We start from the raw sequence: 25,977 nt of genomic DNA, 5'->3' as shown, positions 1-25,977 counted from the left end.
TGGCCCAATTACAGTGGCAAGTATAGTGTAAACTCGGTATGGCCCGGCCAGCTATCACATTCGATAAACCCTTGGTGTTGGTCTATGAGAGTTTGGGCGATAGATAAACCTAACCCTGAGCCCCCCTCTTTATTGGTCACCATGGGGTAGAACAAGGTCTCTCTAACCTCCGGAGCAATGCCCGGGCCGTTATCAGTTATTTTGATCTGCAGGGCTTTTTTTAGTGTCGTATCGTGTCGGCGTACATGGTATCGCACTCGGGTTTTAACATTAATATGGCCCCCTTCACTGAGTGCTTGCATAGCATTGCGCACGATATTGAGAAGCACTTGTTGCAACTTATCACCATCAGCTTTTACATCTGGAATGCTCGGATCATAATCTTTGTGCAAGGTAATTGCCTTGCTGCTATCCAAAGTACAAAGGCGTAAAACATTCTCTAGTGTTTGGTGAATATTAATAGCCTGTTTTTGTAAACGCTGATTCGGGCCGAGTAACTTGTCTACTAAATGGCGTAAACGGTCAGCTTCATCAATAATAAGCTGTGCACATTCATCCCGCTCCTGCTGATCAACCTCATATTGCAATAATTGCGCCGCTCCGCGTATTCCCCCTAAAGGATTTTTAATTTCATGAGCAAGGTTACGAATTAAGGTACGCGCCGCTTGGTGTTGATGCATTTGGTTAGACGCCTGATCAAGGCGAATTTCTTCGTCGGTTTGGCGAATTTCAAACAGCAGAAAATACTGATCTTGGTGGCTTAAACGCCGACAGTTGAGCGCCAAATTGGCATGGCGAGAGTCTACGAATACCACGTCAGCTCTGTGTTGGTGGCAATCGACCCCTTGTTTAAGGGTATAGTCAGCGATGCGCTCTAATTCTACCGAGTGGTAATTAAATAATGCTTTGAAAGGCTGTCCCACAATGCGTTTTAAGCCTAACCCAAGGAGTTCGGTGCAGCTGGTATTGGCATACACCAGATTGAAATCTTGGTCTAAGACTAAAATAGCGGTATGTAGGTTTTCCCACATTTGTTGGAAAAAATCACGAGGAAGCTTCATTATTAATTTCGGTGTTGCACCAATTTGGTGCGAATTATCTTAGCAGTATTTAGCCGGATTGCCCAATCGGTGTGCAACCCGGAATGATATGCAGCTTAAGGGCCTGTGATCACTGAACGGCGATGCAGATAAAATGTCACAGGTTCAGAAGTGGCCAGCTGTTTACCATTGCCATCCACTAGGCGTAACCGTACTTGATGCGCCCCTCTATCAACATTACGCATCACAAACACCGTTGATGATTGTGGTTTATCGTAAGGCTTTCCGTCGAGCATAAGTTGCACGCGGTGGCCTTGCATAAAGCGCGGTGACACTTGGCCTGTAACATGTACAGAGCCTGTGTTATCACGAATTGTTTCTTCTTGATTTGGGGTGGTAATAGCGACTGAGAAATTCACTCCTTGGTCAGCGCTATTATCTTGCTCAAGAATTTGCGTGTCAGTTGAGGGCATACTCATCGCTGGTGAGTTTAACTTTACCTTCTCAGCTCCTTTTCTTGGAGAGTCAGAAAAAACTAATACACCGTTCTCATCCTTCCATACATAGATGCTTTTATTGGTTGCGTTGGCGTTAAAGGCACTCAAACCCAGAACCATGAAAACGCATAAGATAGACCACTTCGTTGTCACGCTACTTCCTATTTTACGTTTATTATTCTTATAGTTAGACGAAAATTAACCAATTACTTGGTTAAACCCTAACTTTAGTCTATTTACAACTTTTTTACCATAAAAAAAGCCTGCTAAGCAGGCTTTGAGAACACACATGATATAACTAAGTGGTAGTTATGCGGTTTACACGCTGTAGTACATTTCAAATTCTACAGGGTGTGTAGTCATGTTGAGCTTTTCTACTTCAGCTGATTTCAAGCCGATGTATGCATCAATAAGGTCGTCAGTAAATACGCCGCCTTGCGTCAAGAATTCACGATCTGCATCAAGTGAATCAAGGGCTTCTTGCAATGACGCTGCCACTGTTGGAATTTCTGCCGCCTCTTCTGCCGGTAAGTCATATAGATCTTTATCCATGGCGTCGCCAGGGTGGATCTTGTTCTTAATGCCGTCAAGACCCGCCATTAGCATCGCTGAAAAGGCAAGGTATGGGTTTGCTGTAGGGTCAGGGAAGCGTACCTCAATGCGGCGAGCTTTCTCTGATGGAACCACAGGAATACGAATAGACGCTGAGCGGTTACGTGCTGAATAAGCAAGCATAACTGGTGCTTCGAAACCCGGAACAAGGCGCTTGTATGAGTTTGTCGAAGCGTTGGCAAAGGCGTTAATAGCTTTGGCGTGCTTGATGATACCACCGATGTAGTAAAGCGCTTCTTCTGATAGGCCACCATACTTGTCGCCTGCAAAGATGTTCTTACCATCTTTACCTAGAGATTGGTGACAATGCATGCCTGAACCGTTGTCGCCAACCACAGGTTTAGGCATGAAAGTAGCGGTTTTACCATACAGGTGCGCCATGTTGTGAATAACGTACTTCATCTCTTGAATTTCGTCCGCTTTCAAAACCATGGTGTTAAAGCGGGTGGCGATTTCGTTTTGGCCAGCTGTTGCTACTTCGTGGTGATGAGCCTCAACGACTTGGCCAAGTTCTTCTAGCACCATGCAAGTGGCACTACGCCAATCTTGTGATGAGTCCACTGGAGCAACAGGGAAGTAACCACCTTTGACGCCAGGACGGTGACCGGTGTTACCGCCTTCATAATCTTTATCTGAGTTCCAGCATGCTTCTTCAGCGTCGATTTTATACATTGACCCAGACATATCTGTTTTGTACTTAACATCGTCAAAAAGGAAAAATTCTGGTTCAGGGCCAAACAGAATCGTATCGGCAATACCTGTTGAGCGCATATATTCTTCAGCACGCTTGGCCACAGAGCGAGGGTCGCGCTCATAGCCTTGAAGAGTTGAAGGTTCAACAACGTCACAACGTACGATAAGTGTGGTTTCTTCGGCGAATGGATCAAGCTTAGCGCTTTCAGCATCTGGCATCAGCACCATGTCTGACTCGTTAATGCCTTTCCAGCCTGCAATTGAAGAGCCGTCAAACATTTTACCGTCTTCAAAGAAATCTTCATCAGCTTGGTGATGAGGAATAGAGACATGCTGCTCTTTACCTTTGGTGTCAGTGAAACGAAGGTCAACGAATTTTACGTCGTGCTCTTTAATAAAATCTAATACCGATTGTGACATGTGTCCTCCAACTATGGATTATTATTTGCTGCAATTTACTGCATTTGTGCATGGGTAAGCTTAAACCATGCCAAAAGTATAAGTGTCTGTTTAGTAGGGGGTTACTTTCTATTTGGTAATCTCAAACTTATTTTTTGCACCAATAGGGTGCGAACTTGCTACATTGTAGTGCAAATTTTTCAGGCTGCATTGTCATGTATCAAGGGATGACTCAAATAAGGCAGTGAGCGCACTAAAAAACACTGATAACACAGTCTCGGTGTCATTTTTATGTCAAGCGACTAGGCTATGTTAGGCACGGAAGTAAATTAATTAGCTGGATAAACTTTCATCTAGTGGCGTTATAAGGGATAATACGCGACCTTTTAAACTCGACACAGGTGGCCCGCGCCGCTGGGTGTGGATCATTTAGGAAATATGGGGTTAGCCTCTAAGTAAATATATGAGCATCGAAAAGTTAAGAAATATCGCGATTATCGCACACGTTGACCATGGTAAAACGACTTTGGTTGATAAATTGCTTGAGCAATCGGGCACACTACAAACCCGTGGTGGCAACGAAGAGCGAGTGATGGACTCGAACGATCTTGAAAAAGAACGTGGTATTACCATCCTAGCTAAAAACACGGCAATCAACTGGAAAGACTACCATATCAATATCGTCGATACCCCTGGGCACGCCGACTTTGGTGGCGAGGTAGAGCGCGTACTTTCGATGGCTGACTCCGTACTATTACTTGTAGACGCACAAGAAGGGCCAATGCCGCAGACGCGCTTTGTAACGCAAAAAGCGTTCGCGCAAGGGCTGAAGCCAATCGTTGTTATTAACAAGGTTGATAAGCCGGGTGCACGCCCTGATTGGGTTATGGACCAAGTATTTGACTTGTTCGATAACTTAGGTGCAACCGACGAACAGTTAGACTTTAAAGTTATTTATGCATCAGCGATTAATGGTTGGGCAACGCTCGACTTAGATGAGCCTTCTGACAACATGGAACCAATGTTTGAAGCCATTGTTAAAGAAGTTGAAGCACCAGATGCGGATCCTGAGGGGCCGCTACAGATGCAAATTTCACAGCTTGACTACAACTCGTACGTTGGCGTTATCGGCGTAGGCCGTATTAAGCGTGGTACTGTGAAAGTAAATCAGCAGGTTACTATTGTCGGTGCTGATGGCAGTAAACGTAACGGCAAAGTGGGCCAAGTGCTTACTTACCTAGGTCTTGACCGTCATGATGCGACAGAGGCAACTGCCGGCGACATCATCGCGGTGAGTGGCCTTGGCGAGTTGAAAATCTCTGATACCATCTGTGATGTCAATACGGTTGAAGCGTTACCAGCACTGAGTGTTGATGAGCCTACTGTTACCATGACGTTCTCTGTAAATACCTCACCTTTTGCTGGCCAAGAAGGTAAATACGTCACCTCACGTAATATCCTTGAACGTTTGCAAGCCGAGCTAGTTCATAATGTGGCATTACGCGTAGAAGAGACCGATAACCCTGATAGCTTCCGTGTATCAGGCCGTGGTGAATTACACTTGGGTGTACTTATCGAAAACATGCGTCGTGAAGGCTATGAACTTGCCGTGTCTCGTCCAGAAGTTATTTTGCGTGAAGTTGATGGTGAAATCCAAGAACCTTACGAAACAGTGACTATCGACTGTGAAGACGAGCACCAAGGTTCTATCATGGAGCAGCTGGGTTTACGTAAAGCAGAAATGACTGATATGTCTCCAGATGGTAAAGGCCGTATTCGTATGGACTTTATGATCCCAAGCCGTGGCTTGATTGGTTTCCAGACTGATTTCATGACGTTAACCTCAGGTTCTGGTTTGATGTACCACACGTTTGATCATTACGGCCCACACAAAGGCGGTAAGATCGGCCAGCGTATGAACGGTGTATTGATAGCGAATGCCCAAGGTAAGGCGCTGACTAACGCGCTATTTAACCTGCAAGAGCGTGGTAAGCTATTTATCGGCCATGGTGTTGAAGTATACGAAGGTATGGTTATCGGTATTCACAGCCGTGACAATGACCTTACGGTTAATGCCCTAAAAGGTAAACAGTTAACCAACGTGCGCGCGTCAGGTACTGATGAAGCGCAAACACTTGTGCCACCAATCAAGATGACCCTTGAGCAAGCGCTTGAGTTCATTGATGATGATGAGCTGGTAGAAGTGACTCCGGAAAGCATCCGTATCCGTAAGAAATTATTGACTGAGAGCGAGCGTAAGCGCGCATCTCGTGAGTCAAAGAAGAGCTAATTAGCCCTTAATTTGAAAAACCCGCACTGTGTTGCGGGTTTTTTTATGCCTAAAGCAAATGCTCTGGGTGTTGTTACCTGTGCGAAATCGTTGGAATAAAGTCTTGCTCATTTAACCTTTTTCTAGGGTCTGTTGACCTTTCAAGTTCGTTTTTGCAGCAGTTTGATTGGGTTTTATACAAAGCAGAGGCTGCGTGGCATAGTTATTCTATGTGAGCCAGCCGATAACACAGTAGAAAAGCCAATCAAGCGCTGCCGAACGGTTCTTTTGAGCGCACTTTTCTCATTGTTGCCTACATGGATGTAGGTAAGGGGCGTGAGCAGGACGCGGAAGCTTTGCTCGATATTCGCTTAGATTACTAGGCCACACATCGAGCGCCGCGATAAAAGCACGCTCAAAGAGAACAAAAATAGAACAGCAAAGATCAACAGACCCTAGATAGGCAAGAACATTTAGTGTTGGATATGCGGTTAACACATGTCGATGGCCAAGGGGCATGGCCATTCACCATGACTATTGAAAAGTTAGATAGTGGGGTGTGGCAGTTTACTGTAGTACAACAAGTAGAACATGCCCGCCATCAAGCGGGCAGTGGGTTATCAAAGAAAGTTAGTTTTGATTCATTTGCTCAATAAAGCGGTTAGAGTCTTCGATTGAACGATTCATATCATCAATAAGTACTTGAATGTCGCGCTTAAGATTCGTGAATTCACCTTTTATCGCGGCGATTGCTTGCGCGTTGAGGTTGTGCTTAAGGTAGAGCACGTTGTCTTGTAAAGACTCTAACACGGGTTGCATCTTCGCCTCGCTAGCGCGCATAGAGCGCAGGAGCTGCTCAAATTGGCGTTCAGTGGCGCGCAACTTTTTACTGCTTTCGCGTTTTAGAGCGGCGCTTTGGTACTCTTCTAGTTCATCGGCCCATTCGTCAAATAAAGCTTCTGCCACATCTTCTACTTTATCAATGTTAGTTGAGACCTCATCAGCCGCCGCGAGACTTGACTCATAGTCATCATTGAGCTGCTCGTAAGCGTCTTGTAAATCACCGCCATCGAAGTTAATTAACGTACTTAAACGCTCCAATGCTGACTGAAACTCCTGTTGTGAATCCTGCTGTGACTCTTTAGTTTCCTCAACGCGATCAACAAGGATATCTCGTTTATGTACGCCGACAGATTCCATTGCCGAATAGTAAGCGGACTGACACGCTGTGAGCGTCATAAATGCAGTAGCTAGCGCGATTTTTTTAATCATTTTCAACCCTTGTATGGATACTTGATACTGTAAATTATGTGGTCGATTGCTATGATAAGCAAAAGGTTTTTTATATTTTAGGTAACTCATGCAGTTCGACGGTGAGAAAATCAAAGCGCAACTCTCCATCTGGTTAAAAGCACAGCCGCGCTGGTGGCGGTATTTTTTTACTCGGTGTATGGAAGATCAAATCACTGTTAACGCAGGCTATCTAGCCTATGTAACCCTGCTTTCCTTAGTGCCTTTAATTGCTGTAGGTGTGGCCATCTTCTCGGCTTTCCCTGGCTTTGAAGATACCCGTATTGCTATCGAAAGCTTCATTTTTAATAACATGGTGCCCACCTCAACGGATGTAATTAAAGAACATATCGGCGCATTTACAGGGAATGCGAATAAAATGACCGCCGTGGGGGTCTCTTTCTTGGCTGTTGTGGCGTTATTTTTAATACGTAATATCGATCTCACCTTAAACCGGATTTGGCGCATCAAAAAGAAACGCCCTGCGGTCATTTCTTTCGCTATTTATTGGATGGTGCTGAGTCTAGGGCCGGTATTGCTTGGGTTAAGTATTGGTGCCACGTCTTACATTGTGTCTTTGGTGTCTTTTGCTGATGGTGGCATTCCTGGTTTTAGTGGTTTTGTTTTAAAGTCGCTTCCTTACGTTATTTCTACTGTTGGCTTTGTGATGCTCTATACTCTAGTACCAAATACACGAGTTCCATTTAGAGCAGCGGTTCCCGGGGCTATTTTTGCAGCACTGTTATTTGAGCTGACAAAAAAGGGGTTCGCTATGTACATCAGCCATTTCCCCTCATATGAAGTGATTTATGGGGCGCTAGCGACAGTACCTATTTTATTTGTATGGGTGTATCTGTCGTGGGCTGTGGTACTACTCGGTGCAGAGTTCACTGTGTGTATCAGTGTGAGCAAGCCTCCTATTGATGATATTGTCGCCGAGGAGAAACGCGCACTTAAGGAGTAACAATGGCATTGAGCTACCCCGTTAGTGCGCCACGAAAAACCCACCATGTTTTGGTCGGACAGGGGCACCAACTAGAAGTTGAGGAACATGGCAGCGGGGATGGCTTGCCGGTGATTGTCTGTCACGGGGGGCCAGGTGGAGGGCTCAGTCGCTTTGAATGCGCGCACTTTAATCCCGAGCACTACCGAATTTTACTTTTCAGTCAACGAGGGTGTGGTAATTCCACCCCTCATAGTTGCGAGCATAATACTCTGGAACACTTGATTGGCGACCTTGAATGCATTCGCCGTCATTTGGGAATTGGCCGCTGGGTTGTGTGTGGTGAGTCTTTCGGAGCTACCCTAGCGATGGTGTATGCTTTGCGACACAGTGAGCACGTAAACGCTTTGATGCTTTGGGCCAGCTTTTTTGCAAGCCAACAGGATTACGACTGGTGTCTGGGGAAAAGTGGCGCCGGAGCACAATTTTACCCTGAATATTATCGCCAATTTAACCTACAAAACCAGCCAACGTCAGCATTGATCGAAGGTTTCCATCAGCAACTTTTTAGTGATAGCGAGCCCACGCAGCTCAAAGCCGCCAAAGCATGGGTGGCCTGGGAGGAAACCTTATGTTGCGGCACGGCACCAAGTATTAAACTGCTAGAACCCGCTGCGCTTATCAACCGAGCACAGCTACAGCTGCACTACTTCAAGCACCAGTTTTTTCTACGTGACAATATGCTCATGGACCATGCCAAGGAGTTCGCAGGCCTGCCGGTATGGATGGTTCACGGGCGCCACGACTTGGTGTGTTCATACGCGCGAGCCCAAGCATTTGCCACGGCCGCACAAGCACATTTAGATATTTTTGAAGGCCTTGGTCACAGCTTGGCTGATGAGGTATATTGCCAAGCCCAATGTCGGGCAACCGACCATATGTATTTGAAGTTAAAGAGGCAGCAGTGCAAGGATTAATACAGCGCGTTAGTCGCGCCGAAGTCACCGTTGAAGGGCATGTAGTAGGGGAAAATAGACCAAGGGATTGTGCTGTTATTAGGCGTAGAAAAGGCCGATAGTGAACAACAGGTCGACAAACTACTCCATAAAGTGAGTAATTATCGTATTTTTACCGATGAGCAAGGTAAGATGAATTTAAGCCTAAAAGACATCGGTGGTGAGCTTTTGGTGGTATCGCAGTTCACGCTTGCCGCCGATACTCGCAAAGGGATGCGTCCTAGCTTTTCCAGTGCGGCAACGCCACAACAAGCTAGACAGCTATATGACCTGTTTGTTGATAAAGCGAAAGCATTAGGCATCACTGTGGCGACCGGACAATTTGCTGCAGATATGCAAGTATCATTAGTCAATGATGGTCCGGTGACGTTCAATTTAGCCGTTTAACGGGACAAAAACACTAAATGATTGGAGTAGCCTTTTACTTTAACCATATCGGGTGGCTTGCCAAAACAAGTGATCAACAAATGTTTAAGTTGCTGCAACTGTGACTCATGGTGGGCCAAAAAGTTGATAAAGAGGTGCCCATCATGGTTCAACGCAGCGCGTATTTTGTCGTAAAACCGATGTTTGTAGAGGAACATTGGAGCATCGAGCTCACTGAATAAATCAATGATTATCCAGTCGTAACACCCCGGCTCACTCAGTACTTGCTCGGCATCGGCACAGCGTAAAGTGGTGTCATGGCGACCACCGAAGTAGCGTTTATAGCAATGAATAATATCGGGGTTTTGCTCCACGGAAATAAGCTCGGTATCAGGGTAGCTGTGGTGTAAATAGTTGCGTATCGCCCCTCCACCTAGCCCCAATTCCAGAACTCTGTCCGGGGTGGGCAAGGTGTGCCAATACTGAGCAAAAATTTGTAGGTGTGGAAAAAGTAGGTGGTTAGGGCGACTGCGCTCAATAATGGATTGCAGTGTTTGGTTTATCAGCAACCAGCGAAACTGTTTATGTTGGCGTACCTGAATACTTGTGCAGCCGAATTTGTGCCAATACAAAAGTTGGCCGATATTGGCACAATCAGCAACAAAGTGCTCGGAGACGGCTCCGCTATGTTCGATTACTGTTTCCATAAAAACAGCATAGACACCTTGTGACATTTTACCTAATTGTGCACTAAATTTTACGGTGCGAGAAACCGCAGTGCTTTGGTCTTATTTTATCCCGTTGGTAAATCTTGTAAGGTGAGGCATCACTTTTTATCTGGAGTTGGCATGTTCGAAGTAACTATTCCGCAAAGTAGCGATGATTGGCAGGCCTATTATCATTTACGTTGGCAAGTTTTGCGTGCACCTTGGGAGCAGCCTAGAGGCAGCGAGCAGGATGATTTAGAACAAGAGTCAGAACATCGGTTTATTAAGAATAAGGACGGTGAGGTGATCGCCGTGGCACGTTTGCACTTTAATAACTCGCAACAAGCCCAAGTGCGTTATATGGCTGTTGATGATGCTCACCGAGGCCAACATCTGGGTAGCCGGCTATTACATGAGCTGGAGAAAATAGCTTGGAATCAGGATGCGAGTGAATTGGTTTTGTTTGCTCGCGAGCGAGCTTTGAAGTTTTATCAACGCCATGGCTACGAGCTTAAAGAAAAAGCGCATCTTGCCTTTGGTGATGTGCAGCATTGGAAAATGGTAAAGCAACGCCCTAGCGAGCCAGGTTGGTTTCGTCATCCAGATTGGACTCAGGTCTTGCAAGACACTTGGCGCGAATCGATTCCTATCAGCGATAAGATGGGAATTAAAGTAGAAACGTATACTGACTGGCAGTTCAGTGTCAGTGCTGATCTGAATGCTAATATTAATGTGCATAACACCATGTTTGCTGGCTCTGTTTATTCTATGGCAACGCTAGCAGGGTGGGGAGCAACTTATTTGGCACTTCAAGAGTCCCAACTTATGGGGGACATTGTGCTTGCTGATGCGCAGATAAAGTACCTTAAACCTATCAACAAAGAGCCTAGAGCCCAGGTTGATTTAACCCAGTGTGAGGGGAATGTTGGCGATTTAACAACCCAAGGGAAAGCACGTTATCAGGTGCCAGTACACATTTATGATGGCGATATTTTGGTCGGGGAGTTTACCGGCCGCTTTGTTATCGTTAAAAGTGAATAAGATTAAAAAAGCCCCTGACGGGGCTTTCTTTTATACTACAGAAGGTCGGTGAGTAGAATGCCGACACCAAAGCGCTCGGTATCTTGGTTGTAGTCAATCAAGCTTTCACCATAACCATTAAAGTACTGAGCATAGCCACGAAGACGGCCCCACATAGGGAAAGACCAATCTAGTTGAATGGCACCGCGATTATCCGAGTTTAGATTGTTGCGCAGCATAAAGCTAAACTCATGCTCTTCGAAACGGCGCACGCCTTTGAGCTCAAAGTAACCCATGTATTTATAAATATCAGGATTGTCATCACCATCGGCAACCATAGGATCTTCTTTTTCATCTTCAGGGATGCGGTACCACGGCTTAAAGCTAAATACATAGCCGTCTTTTTCCCAAATAAAGTCGACGTATAAGCGGTTCCAGGAACGCGAGTAAGGTTGGCTACGGCCGTTGGATTGATGCACAGCACCCACTGCAATGGCCATTTCGTCGCCCCAAAGCACGTTTTCAGGGTCTAGATAATTAATCCAAAAAATTTCCGGCTCATAATTGGTTTCTCTAAATGGCGCAGAAATATCTTTGTTGTAATACTGCCAATAAGATTGCAAAGTAAAGCCGAAATAGACGGCTTGGTCCTCGTCACTGAAGTTGTCGTAAAGCGGTACTTTTAGCGACAGCTGATACTTAATCTCAACATTATCTAAGTTTTCGCCGGTATTGGTGTCGCCTAAAGCACTGATATCCCCAAAGGGTTCTTCATTAGGATGCTTCATGTAGGTCACGGGCAAAATATAGTTGCGCTTGTGCGGCGTGATCACGTTGCGGTTTTTCTCCGTTACCTCTTCACGAGCCTTGCGCTTATCAATGGCTGTAAGCTGTTTACTTTCTTCTAAATCAGAGCACTTTTTACGAAGCTCATCCAAGGTTTGTTTACCATCACCGGCAATCGCTTCATTAAGAATGCACTGTTTGACAATACTTAGCTCATTGTCTTGTTCGTTATTTGCATTTGTTGCAGGCTCATCCGCCCACGCATGGCCGCTCAGGGTCAAAGCCAATAAAGTGTATCGCCAATTCATAAAAATCCGTGTGCTGAATAAAAGGGACAGAAGATGAAATCAATAGTACACCTTTTTAGCAACAAGCGGGTGAATTTAGGCTGAAAAAGAGGGCGACAAAGTCGCCCACTGGCAGTGAGTAAACTCACTGACTCTCACGCAATGGTTTACAACTCGAAGGTGTTGGTAAAGAATTTATAGAGTTCGGTGCCCTGATTTACACTCGCAGAGGCAAAATGAAGAATGGCAATCGCATCGCTGTCAGCACACAAGGTGTGCAGCGGCGTTTCACTTAAATATCGCTCCATTCGCAATATGTTGGCGATAGGAGTTCCCGCTGCAATCGGCTCCCCCAGTGGGGCTAAATATTCCACCATTCCCCCCATCGGGGCATAATAGGTTTTATAATCGCTGAGCATACAACCATAGCGCGTCATTTCTTTTGGGTAGAAGGGTGCGTCTTGCAACACGCCTTGGTAGTTAAGATAAGTTAAAATATTGTCGGCATCGTCTTTAGCGGTACTGAGGTCGATACGCTCTTGTGAGCCAAGCTCAACGGTAAATGCTTCCACAGGCACTTCAAAAGCACAGTCCAATGCATTGAACTGAGCCTTAAGTTGCCACCAAGGGCAAAACGCCGCTTCATCTAGGGCACCGTCGAACTCATTGGGTATAAGTAAAACGTTAGCGATATTAAAATACTTAGCGCTAGCACGGGCATATTCAGGACAATACAAATGCTGAGTCGATATCGGCCCGGTGTGTAAATCTAAAACGATATCGGCTTGATGTGCGAGCTGCTGAAGTTGCAAAGCGATGCGCTTACCCGTTGACAGCGTGTGCGCAGGGGCCTCAAGTTGAGCGTCGATACTCGCAATTAGCGCGTGCTGAAATGTATCGCGAATTTCGCCGCTAGACAGGTGTGCGCATTGCTCGGCCATCGTCTTTGGCAACTGGCTATCGTAATGATACATACGGTTCCAGTTAACACCGGTAATAGGATCAAAGCGACCCAGCGTGAACTCGCCTGATTTTTGGTTGCAACCAATGGGGTTCGCATAGGGGACTAGGGTGATGTCGCCGTTAAGCTCGAGGGTCTGTAACTGCTCTAATAGTTGGTAAATGACGGCATTACCTTGCACCTCTGCGCCATGCATATTGGCCTGAATATACACGCTTTTTCCTGTGCCATTACCCTTTAAACGGTAAACTGGAATGGTTAACGGCAGGCCATTGGCTACCTCACCCACATAAAAGTTTTCTTGACTGACAGGATGCATATTTACCTCAGATAAAAACTGGCCGGTTGTGGCTCACGAACCACGCGCAAAGTGCCGTGTTCAAACACGTATTCACCAGCCAATGAGTGGCACAGAAAAAACGGCATACTCTCGGTGAAGCCATAGGCTCCGGCCTGCATAAACACGAGCCAATCATGTTCATCAATATCCTCAGGCAGCGAGTGTTGTCCTAGGCTATCCAGCGCAGTACACAAAGGTCCATGGATACGATAGTTTACCTGTTCGGCTGTACTTCGGCGTAATAACTGCGCGGGGAAGTTTTGCCCTGCCACAGCGGGACGTAAAAGATGATTAATACCACCTGCGACGATCAGCTGGCGCTCACCATAATTTGTTTTTTGTTCAATGACGGGGTCTAAATAGTAACCACATTGTGCGACGGCGTAACGGCCCAACTCCATCCACAACTCTTTTACGCCGCTTTGACGCTTAATATCGCGCAGTGCGCCGAGCACATCCTGCCACTTTAGCGGGCTGCTTTCGCTGTCATAAGGAACGCCTAAGCCTCCACCTAAATCCAGTACTTGCATGGCAAAACCAAGGCGTTCACAGAGTGCTTGTAATGGCGCTAACATGCTTTGCCATAGGTGAAGCAGCTGGGCCGCATCAAGCATGTTGCCCCACTGAAAAATATGCAGGCCAATGCAATTCAGCGCAGGGTAGTCGGCTAAGTAGAGCCCTTGCCACTGCTCTGGCGCTAAGCCAAACGGAGTCAGGGTATTGCCACCGAGCGGATTACGCTCACCTTCTGGCCAGCGCAACTGCACTCTGAGCAATACATCCACTTCAATACCTTGGTTATACGCCAGCTCATTAAGCCAGCGAACTTGATTGATACTCTCCAATACAAAGGTACGTACCCCAGCGTCTAAGAATTCGCCTAACTGCTGGCGCGATTTTGCCGGCCCGGTGTTGAGGATGCGTTGTGCACCAACATGCTGTGAAAGCACCTGGTTGAGCTCACCGCTGCTGGCGACATCAAAGTCAAAGCCAGCGGCTGCCAGAGTCTCGATAACCGCAGATAAAGGATTCGCTTTTACCGCATACCATAACTTCACCACATCTTGCGCCATCAGCTCATCAAGGTGCTTACGTAGGCTGTCAAGATCGTAGACAAAACAAGGCTCGTGGCGCTCCTGAGTGAGGGTATCAAAAGCGTTTAACAATGCGCCAGAGACAGGCATTAGCGTAATACCTCTTCTAACTCCAGCGATGCATCGCTGTGCTGATCGCGATACTTTACGATAAGCGCACAGCTCATACTGAGCCCTTGTTCGCGTCCCCAAGTGCTAGAGCTTGGGCGCGAGCCAGGTATAACAATGGCGTTGGCCGGAATCGCTTCGCCCTTATCGAGTTGTCGCTCGTTAACGCAGTCATATACTGGGATAGTGGCGCTTAAACGTACACCAGGGGCGAGTACCGCACCTTGGCGAACCACCACCCCTTCGACAATGACACAGCCCGCGCCGATAAAGGCATCATCTTCAATCACCACAGGGTTAGCGCCAATTGGCTCGAGCACGCCACCTAGTTGCACAGCGGCGCTAAGGTGAACGTTTTTGCCCACTTGCGCACATGATCCCACCAAGGCATGACTGTCGACCATAGTTCCACTGTCGATGAAGGCACCAATATTGATATATGCAGGTGGCATGATAATGGTGCCAGGGGCAACGTAAGCGCCTCGACGCACAGCACTACCGCCAGGCACCATACGAACATTATCTTGGGCGCTAAAACCGCGAGGAGCTAGATTATGCTTATCAACAAAGCCGCCCGCAAACTCGGTGTTACTACCATTTTTGAAGGCTTCGAGAATGCCTTTTTTTACGTCCACATTGGCGTGCCATTGGCCGTGTTCGTCTTGTGTTGCGGCGCGTACGTGGCCGCTTTCGAGGTCATTTAGTAAGTCTAACCAACTCATAACTGAGGTACCTTGTTAACTAATTTTATCAATGTGCCCACGCAACAATGCGTTCATGAGCATTAAGAAGTGGTTGTGTGTCATTAAGCTCAAGGTGGCTTAATGGTGGTCGTAACACCGGGCTGTTGAGGCGTTCAAGAGCATGCAAAAGGCACTTAACGGGCACTGGATTGGCTGCACTGAACAGCGCATCAATTGCACTGCGCCAGGTGACAAAGGCATTGACGCTTTGTCCTTGAAGGCATTTTTGTACCAGGTGCTGTGTCTGCTGTGGCCAGACGTTGGCGGCCACAGATACAAGGCCCGCTGCACCGGCCTGAGCAAAATAAGGGATCAGCGCGTCGTCGCCACTGAAAATTGCTAACTCAGGCGCGGCTTCGCGGTAAGCCTCAAATTGTGCAATATCACCGCTGGCTTCTTTAAGTGCCCAGCACAGTGGGTGCTGTTGTAGCTGTGCTAAGACCGTAGGGGGAATACTAACTGCAGCGCGTCCGGGCACGTTGTACAACATGCACGGCTTTTTGCTGGCATCCAGTAGTGCCGAGTACCAATGTAGCTGCCCTTGAATACCCGGTTTAGCATATAGGGGCGCTCCCAGAAGGTAGGCGTCTATGGGGTGTTGGTTACAAAAACTAAGCCATTGTAGTTGCTGGCTAAGGTTAAAACCGCCCACGCCAACCATCATTGGCACACGCAAGGTGAGCGCTGTAACGTGATGAACTACGGCTTGTTGCTCATCTATACTGAGAGCCAGAGCTTCACCAGTAGAGCCAAGAATAAGAATGCCGTTTCCCGCTTGCTCTTGCTCGCGCACAAGTAGGGTTAAGGTGTTAAAATCAATACTGCCGTCAGCATGCATCGGAGTGATCAATGCTGTCCAGACAATGGTATCTGCTAAAGAATGAGTTGTAGTCATCTCTCACGAACTTAGTGCGAGTTCGATTGAATTAGGAAGGGGTTGCCCGCCTCGCATCGAACTGGTTAAATTCGAAGAGCGAATGGGCTTAAAACACAGAGCCAAATGGGCCCAGCGTTACTAAGACCAGAAGCTCTCCACCAAAAACATAGCGCTAAGCGCTAATGGTGACAGTCGCTGGGATTCAACCCATGCGCCCGAGACAGTAAGTAGCAAACTTTACTGGTCTCTCGGCGTACATCCCCCTCGTTATGGTGCTTTGGAGTTTGCTCTCCTTCCCATAACTACCTGAATGACGCTCCTCTTCTAGCCCTTGCGACCACAGCACATGCGGCCGACTCAATAAGGGTGCCTTTTTATTCAATCACTTTATGCTTAACGCTGTCAACGCTAAAGCGAGAACAAATTTTACAAAGGCTGATTTTGTGTCAGTATTAAGGGGTTATTGCAAAGGCCCCTCTTATGCAACGTCTTACCAAACACTTACAAAAACGTTATTTCTGGGCAGCCAGTGTGCTTGTTGTTGTCATACTTAGCTCTACAGTGTATGTGATGAAAAGCATCAATATGCAGCGAAATGACGCAAAAGTAATAAACATTGCGGGTATGCAGCGGATGCTTTCGCAGAAGATTGCATTGCATAAATTGGCCGTCAATGACCGTGCTGTAAGATTTGAGCAGCAGCAACTCGCTCGTGCCACTATGCGCTTTTACAATAACCATGAGTTTTTATTAGGCTCACAGTTGGTGCAGCAAAGCCCTCAGGTGCAGGCGCTTTATCACCAGCAGGGCTTGGATGGTCGGGTGCGCCAGTATGTGCAGTTAGCGAGTCGCAGCGATGCACCTTTAAGTGCTTTTCAGGGTCAAAAACTACTGTCGTTATTGCAGGACTTAGATGCTGTTGTCACCGTATTAGAGTCAAAATCTAAGCAAAAAATAGAACATTTACAGCTTGTTATTCCCCTTTTAACGCTGGCAGCCATTGCTACTATTTTATGTGAGTGGTGGCTCATCTTTAATCCTTTGACACGTCGAGTGTCAGCTATTCTTTATCGGCTTCGTTACCAACGGCGTCAAGCCGCGCATGCGCATCGGGTAAAATCTGACTTTTTAGCTAATATGAGTCATGAGCTAATGACGCCAATCACGGGGATTATTGGCCTATTGGACTCTCATACTGCGGCTGGTCGCGAAGAACAGCAAACGGCATTGGGCTGCGCCCGACATTTGCAGGCGCTAGTGCAAGAAATGTTGGAATTACAGAAGCTTAAATCGGGAGCGTTTACTACTTTAGTGACCGAGCAGTCATTAAAGCAAACGGTGAGTGCAATATTGGCGCCTTGGCAGCTTAAGTCTGAAACCCTGCAGCGATTGAGTGTCGAGGGTGAAGATAGCCTACCTGTTCAAGCACAAACTGATCATCTGCATTTAATCCAAGCAGTTAATCAGCTATTGAGCAACGCCTTTATACATACGCGCGCTGCGGTGCATGTGCAATTTGAATACCATGAACCAGCTGGGCTGCTGAGTGTTGTCGTTAAAGATAACGGCGATGGCATTACTACTGCTGATATTGAGGCTGCTCAGCAGAATGCTGTGTATTACAACACCGAGCAGGTACAGCACTTTCAAGGCGCGAAATTAGGTCTCAGCCTCGTGTATGCGTTAACTCAAGAGGTGGGTGGAAGCCTTACGATTCGTAGTACCACAACAGGCACTGAGGCCAAGCTAACTTGGCCCGTACTTACTATCGACAAAGCCCGGTTAGAGCCAAGCAGCCAGCATGGCGATATTCTGATTGTTGAAGATAACCCAATAAATCAGTTAGTGCTTGCTAAACAAGCTCAGCAAATAGGCTTTAACACCACCATTGTTGATGATGGTGAGCAAGCACTCAATAAATTACTAGAACATCACTATCAATGTGTATTAATGGATTTAAATATGCCAAACAAAGACGGCATAAGTACCATTATTGAGATTCGTGAGCGCTTAGCGCTCAGCGTGCCTATTTTTTTGGTGACTGCCAGTCAAGACGAGCATCGCATCGCGCAGAGTATCACTGTCGGCGCCAATGCCGTACTTAACAAGCCGGTCAATACTCAGCAGTTGAGCGCGTTATTGAAAAAACACGTTATTGAGAGGGCTGCCTTTTCGTAACCGTGAATCCTTGTTCGCGCAGTAGGTTAACGAGCCCATTTTTTTCCGGTAAATGGAGCGCACCTACGGCGATAAACAGTGACTGCTGCTGCATTGGCTGGTTAAGTTGTGCGACCCAGTTTTGATTACGCTCAATAAGTAAAATATGCTCGTTAAGTTGACCGAATTCAGAGTCATCAAAAGCATCGTGGTAGTACTGCCTCAGTATGTCAGTATCTCCTTGCTTCCACGCGCTGATCAATCGAGCAAAATAGTGGTCGAGGTCTTTGAGTTGGCGAAAAGTATCGTTGACCATTTCATCAGCGTAATTATCTAAGGCGCTGAACATTTCTAGTTGCTGCTCTAGCGACTCGAGCTCCATTATCGGCTTACCTATTGCGTTTGCCTTAGCTAACACTTGCTTGTCGATTCCGTTTTGCTCTGAATAGCCTGCATTTTGATACTCGATTTGCACCATAGTGAGTAAAACGGCCCAAGGCTTCAAGCCTGAGAACATGGCAATATTAATACTCTTTTGTGCAAAATAGTCACTGAGGCGTTGATAGTTTTTACTGCTCAGTTCAGTTTCTAGCGTGCGGCCGTTACGCAGCATCATTAGCGGCATGGAGCGTTGTTGAATTTGCATAGGTGAGAGCGCGCTAATATCTACTTCAACGACCACTTTATCACTGCGGCTAATTGCTTGCTCAACATAAGAGGGGAGGCCTTTCATTGCTTCATCACCAACATGCACAGTGCCAAACAAATAGGAAGTAACGCCATTTTTCTCCACTTGCCACAGTGCCGGAGTGGTGTTTGCGAGGCAGAGCTGAGTGAAAAATGCAAAACAAATGTACAGCAGTGGCCAGAAGGTTTTTTTCATAATGGTATCCAGAGGTAGTTGTTTTTAGCCAGTGTAACTGAGTTCGGTAATTTAGCCTATTGGCTGACCATTTTTACTAAAAATATTCAGCTGTTACAGCACGCTATGTTAAATACGTTTTAATGTCGCAATGAAAAAGTTGGAATTATTTTTCACTTAATTGGCTATTAAGGTTTTTTTATGTGATTAACGTCGCAATTTTTAGTTGTTTCGCATTGTTTTTATGGTTGACTTAGAAGGGCTGCCAAGGTACTAATAGAAAAAGAGCGCAGAAATGCGGTAACAAACTTAAAAAAGCGAAGCGAAAAGTACATGTTGAATACGCAACTTAGCCTAGTCCTAGTGATTAACGTCGTGGTGATTATTATTACCACGGGGGCTTTGTAGTGCGTTAAAAAAGAAATTTCGCAAAGAAGCCCCCCGCACTGAAAAGTTCGGGGGGCTTCTTCGTTTATGGGCTAACACATTGAGGAATGAGGAAAAATGACTGGCGCAGAATTAGTGATCGACATATTAGCCAAAGAGGGCATAAACGAGGTATTTGGTTACCCTGGTGGGGCCATCATGCCCATTTACGATGCCCTTTATGAATCTCCAGTCACTCATTACTTAACTCGCCATGAGCAAGGAGCTGGCTTCGCCGCTGTGGGTTATGCACGCAGTAGTGGCAAACTGGGTGTGTGTATGGCCACTAGTGGCCCGGGAGCCACAAACCTGATCACCGCCCTTGCCGATGCCATGATGGACTCCGTGCCGTTATTAGCCATCACCGGGCAGGTGCCCACAGCGGCAATCGGCTCGGATGCATTCCAAGAAGTTGACGTCTTGGGAATGTCTCTTTCATGCACTAAACACAGCTTTATGGTTGAGCGCAGTGAAGATTTAGCGCATACCCTGCAACAAGCCATCCACTTAGCTCAAAGTGGTCGTCCAGGCCCTGTGCTTGTTGATATTCCAAAAGATATTCAAATGAATGAGGCGCATTACCAGCCTTGGCTAGCCGAATCAGAGCCGACGTCGCAACCTTGCCAGCAACAAGTACAATTGGCTAATCAGTTGCTCAGCGAGGCTCAGCGGCCAGTGGCCTATATCGGTGGTGGGGTTCAAAGTGCTGGAGCCCAGCAACAACTCATGCAGTTTCTATACAAGACCAATATGCCAGCGGTGCAAACACTTAAGGCGTTAGGTAGCGTCACACCGGATTATCCACTTAATTTGGGCATGTTAGGCATGCATGGCACTAAGGCCGCTAACTTGGCGGTACAAGAATGTGACCTGCTTTTGTGTATTGGTGCCCGTTTTGACGATCGCGTGACCGGCAACCTGACTAAGTTCGCGGCGAACGCGAAAGTTGTGCACCTTGATATCGATGCTGCTGAAGTTGGCAAGCGAAAGCCTACAGATGCATCGCTGGTGGCGGATTTAAAAATATCACTGCCGCAATTGCAGTGTTTTGTCAGCGAGCCGCAATGGTGTAACTATGTTGAGGAGCTAAACCAAGAGCATGCGTGGCGCTACGACTACCCCGGTGAAACCGTGTATGCACCAGCTTTACTTAATCAACTGTCGCAGCAGCTAAGTGCCGATGCAGTGGTATGTTGTGACGTTGGTCAGCACCAAATGTGGGTCGCGCAGCACATGCAATTTAGCCACCCGAGCAACCACTTAAGTAGCGGCGGTGCTGGGACCATGGGGTTTGGTTTACCTGCTGCCATTGGCGCGAAAATCGCCCGCCCCGAAGATACCGTGGTGGTGGTTTCTGGTGATGGCTCCATCATGATGAATATTCAAGAGCTGGCCACCATCCGCCGTAATAATTTAGATATCAAAATCGTGGTTATTGATAACCAAAGGTTGGGTATGGTGCGCCAATGGCAGCAGCTATTTTTCGCTGAACGCTACAGTGAAACGACCCTTTCTGACAATCCAGATTTTGTCGCTTTAGCGCGCGTTTTTGGCATCGCAGGGCGCTGCATCACTTCTCAGGATCAAGTACAGGCTGCGCTTAGCGAGTTGCACAGCAGTGACGGCCCGTATTTGCTGCATGTGTGCATTGACGATGCCGATAACGTCTGGCCATTGGTACCGCCAGGTGCCGCGAACGATCAAATGCTGACGCAAACAAACCAACAGGGGCAACCATGAAACATCGCTTAACTTTACATCTTGCCAATCAAACCGTCGCCGTTGAACGCTTTTTACGAGTTGCTCGCCACCGTGGTTTCAAGCTAACGGCGTTGGAATTAGCCAGCAGTGAAGAGCATTATGCTATCAATATGACTGTCGACAGCGACAAACCCATCTATCTTTTAACGCAACAACTGAATAAGCTGGTAGATGTGCAAAGCGTGACTTTGCAACAACTACAACAACAAGCGATTTAGCGCTGCGACCAGCAAGGCGCACAGCAACACGGATTTATAAGAAGGTATTAACACATGACACAAACATCCGAATTAATCTGGCACAACGGCGAGATGATCCCTTATCAGCAAGCCACCACGCACGTATTAAGCCATGCCTTACATTATGGTAGCTCGGTATTTGAGGGGATCCGTGCCTATGACACCGCTAATGGGCCGGCTATTTTTCGTTTAACTGACCATATGAAGCGGCTCTTTGATTCGGCAAAAATCTACCGCATGGAAATCCCGTTTTCACTGGAAGAGTTAAATCAGGCGTGTAAAGAAGCGGTGAAACAAAATGGCTTTAGCGATGCTTATCTGCGCCCGTTTGCCTTTTTAGGTCACGTTGGTTTGGGGTTAAACCCCAAATCACACCTAGCCGATGTCACCGTAGCGGCCATGGAATGGGGCGCCTATCTCGGTGAGGACAGTCTCGCTCAAGGCGTTGATGTATGTATCTCTTCATGGAACCGCCTAGCGCCTAATACTATGCCCACGGCGGCAAAAGCGGGCGGCAACTATTTGTCTTCGCAGCTTATATCAGGTGAAGCCAAGCGTAACGGCTATGTTGAAGGCATTGCCTTAGACACCAATGGGTGTTTGAGTGAAGGAGCAGGCGAAAACCTCTTTGTGATTAAAAATGGTGTGCTATACACGCCACCTACCACCGCCTGTATTTTACCTGGCCTGACCCGCGACACCATTATGACGCTTGCCAAAGAGCGCGGCTATGAAGTCCGTGAAGAGTCAATAGCCCGTGAGGCATTGTACCTTGCCGACGAATTCTTTATGACCGGTACGGCCGCCGAGGTCGTTCCGGTGCGCAGTGTCGACCAAATTCAGGTTGGCGAAGGTCAGCGTGGCGCTATCACCGAAGAGCTGCAAACCGCCTATTTTGATTTGGTCAAAGGGCGCAGTGAAGACCCGCGCGGCTGGCTAGAGTACGTAAACGACTAACGACGAGGTGCCACTAGCACCACTATTTTGGGAATGAGGTAAGTCAAGGCAGCCACGGCTGTGCTTGCAAATATATAGAGGTAAACATGGCAAAACTGCGTAGCGCAACAACCACCGAAGGACGCAAAAGAGCAGGGGCTCGGGCGCTTTGGCGAGCGACCGGCATGAACGACAGCGATTTTAAAAAACCGATTATCGCGGTGGTTAATTCATACACTCAGTTCGTGCCAGGGCACGTGCATTTGAACCAGCTCAGCGAGCTAATGGCACATACCATTCGTGATGCCGGTGGGGTGCCACGTGAATTTAATACCATCGCCATTGATGACGGTATCGCCATGGGTCACGGCGGCATGCTGTATTCTCTGCCGTCACGAGACCTCATTGCCGATTCGGTGGAGTATATGGTTAATGCTCACTGTGCCGATGCCATGGTATGTATCTCTAACTGTGACAAAATCACCCCAGGGATGATGTTAGCCGCATTGCGATTAAATATTCCGGTGATCTTCGTCTCTGGCGGGCCGATGGAAGCGGGCAAAACTCGCCTTGCGGATATCGACATTAAATTAGATTTGGTTGATGCCATGGTCAAAGGCGCCGACCCTAGTGTCAGCGATGAAGACTCAGAACAAGTAGAGCGCTCTGCGTGTCCAACCTGCGGCTCGTGCTCGGGTATGTTTACCGCTAACTCGATGAATTGTTTATTGGAAGCCCTAGGCTTGGCTCTTCCAGGAAATGGCACCACGTTAGCAACGCATAAGGATCGGATGCAGCTTTATGTTGAAGCCGGTCAACGCATCGTTGATTTATGTCAGCGTTACTATGGCCAAGAAGACGACTCGGTGCTGCCGCGTAATATCGCCAATCAGGCTGCCTTTATGAACTCAATGACGTTGGATATCGCCATGGGCGGTTCATCCAATACGGTGCTGCATTTATTAGCCGCCGCCCAAGAGGCAGGGGTGGATTTTGATATGAATGATATTGATAGGCTTTCACGCAGCACCCCATTTTTATGTAAAGTCGCTCCTGCGACGCAGCAATACCATATTGAGGATGTGCATCGCGCTGGCGGGATTATGGCCATTCTCAACGAATTGGCGAAAGCGGATAAGCTGGATTTATCCGTTGGCCACGTCGGGGGTGCCAATCTTGGCGAGGTGATCGCTCGCTATGATGCCAGCAAAGAAGAGAACACGGCGGCGCGCACATTTTACCGTGCTGGTCCTGCTGGTATCCGCACTACCAAAGCCATGAGTCAGGATTACCGTTGGCAAGAGATGGACTTGGACCGCGAGCAGGGTTGTATTCGCAGTGTCGAACATGCCTTTCGCCAAGATGGTGGGCTGGCGGTGCTTTATGGCAACTTAGCTCCCAACGGCTGTATTGTGAAAAGCGCGGGGGTCAGTGATGACATGTTAGTGTTTAAAGGCACAGCTAGGGTGTTTGAATCACAAGACGATGCAGTCGAGGGCATTTTAGGCGGCCAAGTACAAAAAGGCGATGTGGTGGTGATCCGCTACGAGGGTCCCAAGGGCGGCCCAGGCATGCAGGAAATGCTGTACCCGACTAGTTATCTAAAATCCATGGCTTTAGACAAGGACTGTGCGCTTATTACCGATGGCCGCTTTTCCGGTGGTACATCGGGCTTTTCTGTGGGCCATGTTTCTCCTGAGGCTGCCAGTGGCGGTGCGATTGCTTTAGTTGAAGATGGGGATGAAGTGGTACTCGATATCCCCAACCGAGGTATCAATCTGAGTTTATCGCAGCAGCAGCTTGAGGCGCGGGCGCAAAAACAGCAGCAACGTGGCAAAGATGCATATAAGCCGCTCAACCGTAATCGTCCTGTAACAGCCGCGCTCAAGGCGTATGCGCTGTTGGCAACCAGTGCGGACAAAGGCGCTGTTCGCGACCTTGAAAAGCTTGAGGAGTTAAGCTGATGGCCGCCTCCGAGCTTGACTATTTTCGCGCTATTATCCAAGCCAATATGGAGCCTTTGGTTAAGTTCACAGAGGTCAGTGAACTGACTGCGTTAGAGCAAAAGCTAGGGTGCAAGGTGTGGCTTAAGCGTGAGGACCAACAACCCGTTTACTCCTTTAAGTTGCGGGGCGCTTACAACAAGCTAAGGCAACTGGAAAAAGGCAGCAAGGTGATCACCGCCTCAGCTGGTAATCACGCGCAAGGAGTGGCGTTAAGTGCCACCGAGTTAGGGCATCAAGCCATTATCGTGATGCCCCTTACCACGCCGCAGATCAAGGTCAATGCAGTACGTGGCTTCGGCGGTGAGGTGATTTTACACGGCCATCACTTTGATGCTGCAAAAGCCCATGCCTTAAAACTGGCCGAGCAACTGCAGGCGGTGTTTGTGCCGCCATTCGATGATCCCGATGTGATCATTGGCCAAGGCACGATTGCGCGCGAGCTAATGCAGCAGCTTCCGCAGTTGGATGCGGTGTTTGTCCCGGTTGGCGGCGGCGGGTTGTTAGCCGGTATGGCGGTGTATATCAAATCGCTGCGCCCAGATATCCGCATCATTGCTGTGGAGGCCGAGGAAAGCGCCTGTTTGCAAGCGGCTATGGCCGCTGGAAAACCTGTAGAGCTTGAGCGGGTGGGCAGTTTTGCCGATGGCGTTGCGGTGAAGACCATCGGCAGCGAAACCTTTCGTCTGGCGCAGCAGTTTTGCGACGAAGTCGTGACCGTCAGTGGTGATGAAATTTGCGCTGCGGTACAAGATATTTTTGTCAGCACGCGCGCTGTAGCGGAGCCCTCCGGCGCGCTGTCTTTGGCAGGGCTAAAAAGATGGGCGACAACACAGGCTCAGCAAGGAGCTAATTTAGCGGCGGTGCTCTCCGGGGCGAACTTAAATTTTGACCGTCTTCGTCACATCGCCGAGAGAACGGCGCTCGGTGAGAAGAACGAGGCGTTATTGGCGGTGACTATTAAAGAAGAGAAAGGCAGCTTTAAGCGCTTTTGCCAATGTTTAGGCGGGCGTGCGATCACTGAGTTTAATTACCGTTATGCCGGCCCGGGTGAAGCACAAATCTTTGTCGGTATCGGGTTGCGTCAAGGTGTTAGTGAGCTTGAAGAACTACTCGGTGAGCTTGAACATCAGGGCTATCACTATGTTGATATGTCCGACAACGAGCTTGCCAAATTACATGTGCGTTATATGGTTGGCGGCAAGCCAACACAGCAGCTACAAGAGCGGGTGCTGCGCTTTGAATTTCCTGAATACCCTGGTGCGCTAGCGCGGTTTCTCGATACTTTAGGGAGCAAATGGAATATTAGCTTATTCCACTATCGTAATCACGGTGCTGCGCTGGGTAATGTGTTGGCGGCATTTGAAGTGCCCGGACAAGATTACAATGCCTTTGATGAGCACTTGAAACGCCTTGGATATGGGTTTGTAGAAGAAACAGGTAATTCATGTTATCAGCAGTTTCTCGCACACAACGGCTGCGAAGAGGAGGGTAAAATTGCCCAACAAGCTGGTATTTAAGCCTAAGCTTTAATATAGTATTAAC

The 25,977-nt window shown here is 47.7% G+C and carries 22 protein-coding genes, 1 pseudogene and 1 riboswitch; of the genes and pseudogenes, 12 read left to right on the top strand and 11 right to left on the bottom strand.

Annotated features, from left to right (window positions below):
* Window positions 1–8: 8 nt before the first annotated feature.
* The 3 genes from glnL to glnA all read right to left on the bottom strand — a co-directional run bounded on the left by glnL (window position 9) and on the right by glnA (window position 3,262).
* Window positions 9–1,061, bottom strand: coding sequence for a nitrogen regulation protein NR(II) (gene glnL, locus W04_RS06250; RefSeq protein WP_045980463.1), 1,053 nt, complete (start codon window positions 1,059–1,061; stop codon window positions 9–11).
* A 95-nt stretch (window positions 1,062–1,156) separates the two neighbouring features.
* On the bottom strand, window positions 1,157–1,690 hold the full coding sequence (locus tag W04_RS06245; protein ID WP_026111369.1) for a DUF4124 domain-containing protein: 534 nt from the start codon (window positions 1,688–1,690) through the stop codon (window positions 1,157–1,159).
* A gap of 165 nt (window positions 1,691–1,855) precedes the next feature.
* The gene (glnA, locus tag W04_RS06240; RefSeq protein ID WP_022946685.1) at window positions 1,856–3,262 is read right to left on the bottom strand and encodes a glutamate--ammonia ligase; all 1,407 of its coding nucleotides are present in this window, start codon (window positions 3,260–3,262) and stop codon (window positions 1,856–1,858) included.
* Between the two features lie 442 nt (window positions 3,263–3,704).
* Here glnA and typA point away from each other — a divergent pair, with 442 nt between their 5' ends.
* Entirely contained in the window at window positions 3,705–5,531 is a 1,827-nt protein-coding gene (gene typA, locus W04_RS06235; protein WP_022946684.1) for a translational GTPase TypA, read from the top strand.
* A 464-nt stretch (window positions 5,532–5,995) separates the two neighbouring features.
* Window positions 5,996–6,166 carry a hypothetical protein gene (locus W04_RS18855; protein WP_157576305.1) on the top strand — a complete coding sequence of 57 codons (171 nt, stop codon included), beginning with the start codon at window positions 5,996–5,998 and terminating at the stop codon, window positions 6,164–6,166.
* Here the strand turns inward: W04_RS18855 and W04_RS06230 are convergent.
* Window positions 6,141–6,782: a DUF2959 domain-containing protein gene (locus W04_RS06230; RefSeq protein WP_053910222.1), complete on the bottom strand. Its 642-nt coding sequence runs from the start codon at window positions 6,780–6,782 to the stop codon at window positions 6,141–6,143. The genes W04_RS18855 and W04_RS06230 overlap by 26 nt on opposite strands.
* Before the next feature lie 88 nt (window positions 6,783–6,870).
* Here W04_RS06230 and W04_RS06225 point away from each other — a divergent pair, with 88 nt between their 5' ends.
* The 3 genes and pseudogenes from W04_RS06225 to dtd all read left to right on the top strand — a co-directional run bounded on the left by W04_RS06225 (window position 6,871) and on the right by dtd (window position 9,146).
* The gene (locus W04_RS06225; RefSeq protein ID WP_053910207.1) at window positions 6,871–7,764 is read left to right on the top strand and encodes a virulence factor BrkB family protein; all 894 of its coding nucleotides are present in this window, start codon (window positions 6,871–6,873) and stop codon (window positions 7,762–7,764) included.
* Between the two features lie 2 nt (window positions 7,765–7,766).
* Complete coding sequence (locus tag W04_RS06220) at window positions 7,767–8,720, top strand: alpha/beta fold hydrolase (protein ID WP_053910206.1); 954 nt, start codon at window positions 7,767–7,769, stop codon at window positions 8,718–8,720.
* Window positions 8,708–9,146: pseudogene (gene dtd / locus W04_RS06215) on the top strand (D-aminoacyl-tRNA deacylase). The gene W04_RS06220 and the pseudogene dtd overlap by 13 nt, the downstream one beginning before the upstream one ends.
* On the opposite strand, the gene W04_RS06210 reads toward dtd, so the two are convergent.
* The gene (locus W04_RS06210) at window positions 9,143–9,832 is read right to left on the bottom strand and encodes a spermidine synthase (RefSeq protein WP_053910221.1); all 690 of its coding nucleotides are present in this window, start codon (window positions 9,830–9,832) and stop codon (window positions 9,143–9,145) included. The pseudogene dtd and the gene W04_RS06210 overlap by 4 nt on opposite strands.
* Before the next feature lie 141 nt (window positions 9,833–9,973).
* On the opposite strand from W04_RS06210, the gene W04_RS06205 reads away from it, so the two are divergent.
* Window positions 9,974–10,873: a bifunctional GNAT family N-acetyltransferase/hotdog fold thioesterase gene (locus tag W04_RS06205; protein WP_053910205.1), complete on the top strand. Its 900-nt coding sequence runs from the start codon at window positions 9,974–9,976 to the stop codon at window positions 10,871–10,873.
* Between the two features lie 35 nt (window positions 10,874–10,908).
* On the opposite strand, the gene W04_RS06200 is transcribed toward W04_RS06205, so the two are convergent.
* The 5 genes from W04_RS06200 to dapA form a co-directional block, all read right to left on the bottom strand.
* Window positions 10,909–11,946 carry a phospholipase A gene (locus W04_RS06200; RefSeq protein ID WP_053910204.1) on the bottom strand — a complete coding sequence of 346 codons (1,038 nt, stop codon included), beginning with the start codon at window positions 11,944–11,946 and terminating at the stop codon, window positions 10,909–10,911.
* A 146-nt stretch (window positions 11,947–12,092) separates the two neighbouring features.
* The gene (locus W04_RS06195; protein ID WP_053910203.1) at window positions 12,093–13,205 is read right to left on the bottom strand and encodes a succinylglutamate desuccinylase/aspartoacylase family protein; all 1,113 of its coding nucleotides are present in this window, start codon (window positions 13,203–13,205) and stop codon (window positions 12,093–12,095) included.
* A 2-nt stretch (window positions 13,206–13,207) separates the two neighbouring features.
* Window positions 13,208–14,410 (bottom strand): PLP-dependent decarboxylase, encoded by a 1,203-nt coding sequence (locus W04_RS06190; protein ID WP_053910202.1) that lies wholly within the window; start codon window positions 14,408–14,410, stop codon window positions 13,208–13,210.
* On the bottom strand, window positions 14,410–15,150 hold the full coding sequence (locus W04_RS06185) for a 2,3,4,5-tetrahydropyridine-2,6-dicarboxylate N-succinyltransferase (RefSeq protein ID WP_053910201.1): 741 nt from the start codon (window positions 15,148–15,150) through the stop codon (window positions 14,410–14,412). The genes W04_RS06190 and W04_RS06185 overlap by 1 nt, the downstream gene beginning before the upstream one ends.
* A gap of 28 nt (window positions 15,151–15,178) precedes the next feature.
* Window positions 15,179–16,066 (bottom strand): 4-hydroxy-tetrahydrodipicolinate synthase, encoded by an 888-nt coding sequence (dapA, locus tag W04_RS06180; RefSeq protein ID WP_053910200.1) that lies wholly within the window; start codon window positions 16,064–16,066, stop codon window positions 15,179–15,181.
* 122 nt (window positions 16,067–16,188) lie between these two features.
* Window positions 16,189–16,380, bottom strand: a riboswitch (Lysine riboswitch).
* Between the two features lie 148 nt (window positions 16,381–16,528).
* Here dapA and W04_RS06175 point away from each other — a divergent pair.
* Window positions 16,529–18,226, top strand: a complete 1,698-nt coding sequence (locus W04_RS06175; protein ID WP_053910199.1) for a response regulator — start codon at window positions 16,529–16,531, stop codon at window positions 18,224–18,226.
* Here W04_RS06175 and W04_RS06170 read toward each other — a convergent pair.
* Window positions 18,201–19,088: a TraB/GumN family protein gene (locus W04_RS06170; RefSeq protein ID WP_053910198.1), complete on the bottom strand. Its 888-nt coding sequence runs from the start codon at window positions 19,086–19,088 to the stop codon at window positions 18,201–18,203. The two genes, W04_RS06175 and W04_RS06170, sit on opposite strands and share 26 nt — an antisense overlap.
* Before the next feature lie 483 nt (window positions 19,089–19,571).
* Between W04_RS06170 and ilvG the strand changes: the two genes are divergently transcribed.
* The 5 genes from ilvG to ilvA all read left to right on the top strand — a co-directional run bounded on the left by ilvG (window position 19,572) and on the right by ilvA (window position 25,952).
* Window positions 19,572–21,233, top strand: a complete 1,662-nt coding sequence (ilvG, locus tag W04_RS06165; protein WP_053910197.1) for an acetolactate synthase 2 catalytic subunit — start codon at window positions 19,572–19,574, stop codon at window positions 21,231–21,233.
* Complete coding sequence (ilvM, locus tag W04_RS06160; RefSeq protein WP_022943892.1) at window positions 21,230–21,472, top strand: acetolactate synthase 2 small subunit; 243 nt, start codon at window positions 21,230–21,232, stop codon at window positions 21,470–21,472. Before ilvG ends, ilvM begins: the two co-directional genes overlap by 4 nt.
* Window positions 21,473–21,526: 54 nt before the next feature.
* The gene (locus W04_RS06155; protein ID WP_053910196.1) at window positions 21,527–22,450 is read left to right on the top strand and encodes a branched-chain amino acid transaminase; all 924 of its coding nucleotides are present in this window, start codon (window positions 21,527–21,529) and stop codon (window positions 22,448–22,450) included.
* A gap of 86 nt (window positions 22,451–22,536) precedes the next feature.
* Window positions 22,537–24,393, top strand: coding sequence for a dihydroxy-acid dehydratase (gene ilvD, locus W04_RS06150; protein WP_053910195.1), 1,857 nt, complete (start codon window positions 22,537–22,539; stop codon window positions 24,391–24,393).
* Window positions 24,393–25,952: a threonine ammonia-lyase, biosynthetic gene (gene ilvA / locus W04_RS06145; RefSeq protein WP_053910194.1), complete on the top strand. Its 1,560-nt coding sequence runs from the start codon at window positions 24,393–24,395 to the stop codon at window positions 25,950–25,952. The genes ilvD and ilvA overlap by 1 nt, the downstream gene beginning before the upstream one ends.
* The last annotated feature ends 25 nt before the right edge of the window (window positions 25,953–25,977 follow it).

The sequence above is a fragment of the Pseudoalteromonas sp. SW0106-04 genome (genome assembly GCF_001293805.1).
In the GTDB taxonomy this organism is placed as follows: Bacteria; Pseudomonadota; Gammaproteobacteria; order Enterobacterales; family Alteromonadaceae; genus Pseudoalteromonas; species Pseudoalteromonas ruthenica.
This window is presented reverse-complemented; position numbering and strand designations above follow the sequence as displayed.